This is a genomic window from Leucobacter sp. M11, from assembly GCF_035726885.1.
Lineage (GTDB): Bacteria > Actinomycetota > Actinomycetes > Actinomycetales > Microbacteriaceae > JAPFRB01.
Genome location: NZ_JAPFRB010000003.1, coordinates 210,880 through 215,399, shown reverse-complemented (window position 1 = coordinate 215,399; position 4,520 = coordinate 210,880). Strand labels below are relative to the sequence as shown.

Genomic DNA, 4,520 nt, shown 5'->3' with positions numbered 1-4,520 from the left:
GCTCGGGCTGCACGAAGAACAGGGCGGCGGAGATGAGCACGACGATCCCTGTGTGCACGCCGAGCCAGAACTTCCGTCGCCCGCCCCGGTCGGAGGCCTGCCCGGTCACGGGCGCGAGCACCGCGATGAGCGCGCCCGCGATGGCGAGGGCCCAGCCGAGCTGCGCGGCGACGACATCCTCGTCGCCGAAGCTGCTGCTCGTGAGGTAGACCGTGAACACGAAGGTCGTGATGACCGCGTTGAAGGAGGCGGAGCCCCAGTCCCACATGGCCCAGGCAAGGACCCGTCCCCGGGCCGGCGCGGTTTCGGCCTCGGGCATCGCGCCGGATTCGGCGGCCTCGGTGCTGCTCGCATCGCTCATGCCGTCAGAGTACCCGCCCGGCGCGGCCCGCGGGGCAGTGGTGCGCCCGACGCGCCGGACGCGGCCGCCCGGTCACCGGGGGGTTACTGAGCGTTTCCTTAAAGTTGAGCCAAGTAAGCTCAAGTTTGCCCGATCCGGCTTGACAGTCGACCCCCGCCCGGTAAACTTGAGCCATAACGACTCAACTCCGCGGCCCCGCGCCGCGGCCACACACTTCCGCCGATGAATCCGTCGGCGGTGAGCCACAACCACAAGGAGCTGTATATGTCACGTGCTGTCGGCATTGACCTCGGAACCACCAACTCGGTCGTCGCTGTTCTCGAGGGTGGCGAGCCCACCGTCATCGCGAACGCTGAGGGCCTCCGCACCACCCCCTCCATCGTCGCCTTCACGAAGGACGGCGAGGTGCTCGTCGGCGAGACCGCGAAGCGCCAGGCGGTCACCAACGTCGACCGCACCATCGCCTCCGTCAAGCGCCACATGGGCACCGACTGGACCACGCCCATCGACGACAAGAAGTACACCGCGCAGGAGATCAGCGCGCGCACGCTCATGAAGCTGAAGCGCGACGCGGAGTCCTACCTCGGCGACAAGGTCACGGACGCCGTGATCACCGTCCCCGCGTACTTCAACGACGCCGAGCGCCAGGCCACCAAGGAGGCCGGTGAGATCGCGGGCCTCAACGTGCTCCGCATCATCAACGAGCCCACCGCCGCGGCGCTGGCCTACGGCCTGGACAAGGGCAAGGAAGACGAGCTCATCCTGGTCTTCGACCTCGGCGGCGGAACCTTCGACGTCTCCCTCCTCGAGGTGGGCAAGGACGACGACTTCTCCACGATCCAGGTGCGCTCCACCGCCGGCGACAACCGCCTCGGCGGCGACGACTGGGACCAGCGCATCGTCGACTGGCTGATCACGCAGTTCAAGGCCGCCACCGGCGTTGACGTCAAGAACGACAAGATCGCCCTGCAGCGCCTCAAGGAGGCCGCTGAGCAGGCCAAGAAGGAGCTCTCCAGCTCCATGAGCGCCTCGATCCAGCTGCCCTACCTCTCCCTCACGGAGAACGGCCCGGCCAACCTGGAGGAGACCCTCACCCGCGCCAAGTTCGAGGAGCTCACCAAGGACCTGCTCGACCGGACCAAGAAGCCCTTCCAGGACGTCATCAAGGAGGCCGGGGTCAAGGTGTCCGAGATCGCGCACGTCGTGCTCGTCGGTGGCTCCACCCGGATGCCCGCCGTCACCGAGCTCGTCAAGCAGCTCACGGGCGGCCAGGAGCCGAACAAGACCGTGAACCCGGACGAGGTCGTCGCCGTCGGCGCCGCCCTGCAGGCCGGTGTGCTGAAGGGTGAGCGCAAGGACGTGCTGCTCATCGACGTCACCCCCCTGTCGCTCGGGATCGAGACCAAGGGCGGCATGATGACCAAGCTCATCGAGCGCAACACGGCCATCCCGACCAAGCGCAGCGAGACCTTCACCACGGCGGACGACAACCAGCCCTCCGTGTCCATCCAGGTCTTCCAGGGCGAGCGCGAGTTCACCCGCGACAACAAGAACCTGGGCACCTTCGAGCTGACCGGGATCGCCCCGGCGCCCCGCGGCGTGCCCCAGGTCGAGGTCACCTTCGACATCGACGCCAACGGCATCGTCCAGGTGTCCGCGAAGGACAAGGGCACCGGCACCGAGCAGACCATCACGATCTCCGGCGGCTCGACCCTGTCCAAGGACGACATCGAGCGCATGGTCCGCGAGGCCGAGGAGCACGCAGCCGAGGACAAGGAGCGCCGCGAGGCCGCCGAGCTGCGCAACTCCGCCGAGCAGCTCGCCTACTCGGTCGAGAAGCTCATCACGGACAACGAGGACAAGCTCCCCGAGGACGTGAAGGTGGAGGTGCAGACCGACCTGGACGCGCTGAAGCAGGCGCTCGCCGGTGAGGACGACGGCGCGATCAAGAGCGCCTTCGACACCCTCAACGAGAGCCAGGGCAAGCTGGGTCAGGCGATCTACGCCGCGAGCCAGGAGACCGCAGAGGCCCCGACCGAGGAGCCCGGCTCCGACGAGGACATCGTCGACGCCGAGATCATCGAGGACGACGAGTCCGAGGAGAAGAAGTAACCATGACGAACGAGAACCGAGACCCCCGCGAGCCGGGCGACGAGGTTCCCGAGTCTGCCGCAGGGCGGGGAGCCGGCGGCTGAAGACCTGACCGTCGAGGACATGCTCAACACCGAGCAGAACGCCGAGGCGCAGGCGGCCGACGCCGCCGAGGCCGAGGAGCCCGAGAACGAGTACCTCGAGGACCTGCGCCGCATCACGGCCGAGTACGCGAACTACCGCAAGCGCACCGAGGACAACCGCGAGCTGGACAAGCACCGGGTCACGGCGTCCGTCGTGTCCGGGCTGCTGCCCGTGCTCGACGACCTCGACCGCGCCGAGAAGCACGGCGACCTCGCCGAGGGCAGTGCCTTCGCGACAATCGCCCAGAAGATCCGCGGCACGATCGAGCGCCTCGGCGTCGTCGGCTTCGGCGAGGCTGGCGAGGCATTCGACCCGATGCACCACGAGGCGATCACCCAGGTGCCGAGCCCCGGGGTGACCGAGCCCACCGTGCTCGAGGTCTTCGAACGGGGCTACCGCCTCGGTGACGTGGAGCTGCGACCGGCAAAGGTCGTCGTTGCGGTGGGTGCCGATGGCTAGTCAGGACTGGTTCGAAAAAGACTTCTACGGCACCCTCGGGGTCTCGAAGGATGTCAGCGACGCCGAGCTCAAAAAAACCTACCGCAAGCTCGCTCGCACGTACCACCCTGACTCGAACCCCGGCGACGCGAAGGCCGAGGAGAAGTTCAAGGAGATCAGCGAGGCCTACGCGGTGCTCAGCGACGCCGAGCAGCGCCAGGAGTACGACCAGATCCGGGCCATGGGCTCCGGAGCGCGGTTTACCCCGGGTGGCAGCGGCGGCTTCGAGGACATCTTCGGCGGCCGCTTCGGCGGGGCCGGGCGCCCCGGCGCCGGCAGCTACAGCAGCCATCAGGGTGGCTTCGAGGACATCTTCGGCGGCATGTTTGGCCAGCAGCAGCCCCGTGGGCCGCAGCGCGGCCGGGACGTGAGCGCTTCGACCACGATCGACTTCGAGACCGCGGTCAAGGGCAAGGCGGTCACGCTGCAGCTCGGCGAGGGCCGCCAGGTCACCGTCAACATCCCGGCCGGGGTGTCCGACGGCCAGAAGATCAAGATCGCCGGGAAGGGGCAGCCCAGCCCGGACGGCGGCCCGGCCGGAAATATCGTGCTGACGGTCAACGTGCGCAAGCACCCGGTCTTCGAGCGCGACGGGCTCAACCTGCGGCTCACCCTTCCGGTCACCTTCTCGGAGGCCGCGCTCGGCGCGACCGTCGAGGTGCCGACCCTGGGCGGGCCGCCCGTGAAGCTGAAGGTCGCGGCGGGCACCCCCAGCGGGCGCGTGCTGCGGGTTCGCGGGCGCGGCGTGCAGACCAGCAAGGGCACCGGCGACATCCTCGCCGAAGTCCAGGTGGTCGTGCCGACGCACCTCAGCCCCGAGGCGCAGGAGGCCCTGGAGGCCTTCCGCGCCGTCGAGCCCCAGGAGAACCCGCGCGAGGACATCCTCGCCCGCTCCCGAGGCTAACCCCTCCCGGGCGACGCGCACCGCGCTTCGCCCGGGAGCCCCCAAACGCAGAAACCCCCCCCGAGACATCGCCGCACCGTCAGACGCAGCAGAGAGGCAGAAAGGCAATGAACCGCATGGACCAGTTCACGCCCGTTTTCGCCATCGCTCAGGCGGCGGAGCTTGCGGAGATGCACCCCCAGACGCTCCGGCAGTACGACCGGATCGGGCTCGTCAGCCCCCAGCGCACGCGCGGCAATACCCGCCGCTACTCCCTGGACGACGTCGCCCGGCTGCGCGAGATCGCCGCGCTGAGCGCCGAGGGCCTCAGCCTGGAGGGCATCCGCCGGGTGCTCGCGCTCGAGGACGAGGTCAGCACGCTCCGCGAGCGGGTGCGCTCGCTTGAGGCGGCGCTCAGCACCGAACTCCTGAACCGCTCGGACCGGCGCGTCTTCGCCGCGGGCACGGAGGGCGAGGTCGTGACGATGGCGCGCGGCTCCCGCGCGCATCGCCGCACCGAGGTCGTCGTGTGGCGGCCAGAGG

4 protein-coding genes and 1 pseudogene are annotated in these 4,520 nt (G+C 69.1%); 4 read left to right on the top strand and 1 reads right to left on the bottom strand.

What is annotated here, in order from left to right; translation table 11 throughout:
* Nucleotides 1-361: pseudogene (locus tag OOT08_RS09265) on the bottom strand (MFS transporter); the annotation flags it as partial.
* Between the two features lie 264 nt (nt 362-625).
* Here OOT08_RS09265 and dnaK point away from each other — a divergent pair.
* The 4 genes from dnaK to OOT08_RS09245 all read left to right on the top strand — a co-directional run.
* Nucleotides 626-2,473 carry a molecular chaperone DnaK gene (gene dnaK / locus OOT08_RS09260; RefSeq protein ID WP_325092366.1) on the top strand — a complete coding sequence of 616 codons (1,848 nt, stop codon included), beginning with the start codon at nt 626-628 and terminating at the stop codon, nt 2,471-2,473.
* A 102-nt stretch (nt 2,474-2,575) separates the two neighbouring features.
* Nucleotides 2,576-3,055, top strand: coding sequence for a nucleotide exchange factor GrpE (locus OOT08_RS09255; protein WP_325092365.1), 480 nt, complete (start codon nt 2,576-2,578; stop codon nt 3,053-3,055).
* On the top strand, nt 3,048-3,998 hold the full coding sequence (locus OOT08_RS09250) for a DnaJ C-terminal domain-containing protein (RefSeq protein WP_325092364.1): 951 nt from the start codon (nt 3,048-3,050) through the stop codon (nt 3,996-3,998). The genes OOT08_RS09255 and OOT08_RS09250 overlap by 8 nt, the downstream gene beginning before the upstream one ends.
* Nucleotides 3,999-4,114: 116 nt before the next feature.
* Nucleotides 4,115-4,520, top strand: a 406-nt coding sequence (locus tag OOT08_RS09245) for a heat shock protein transcriptional repressor HspR (RefSeq protein ID WP_325092363.1), incomplete at its 3' end; no start/stop codon positions are given.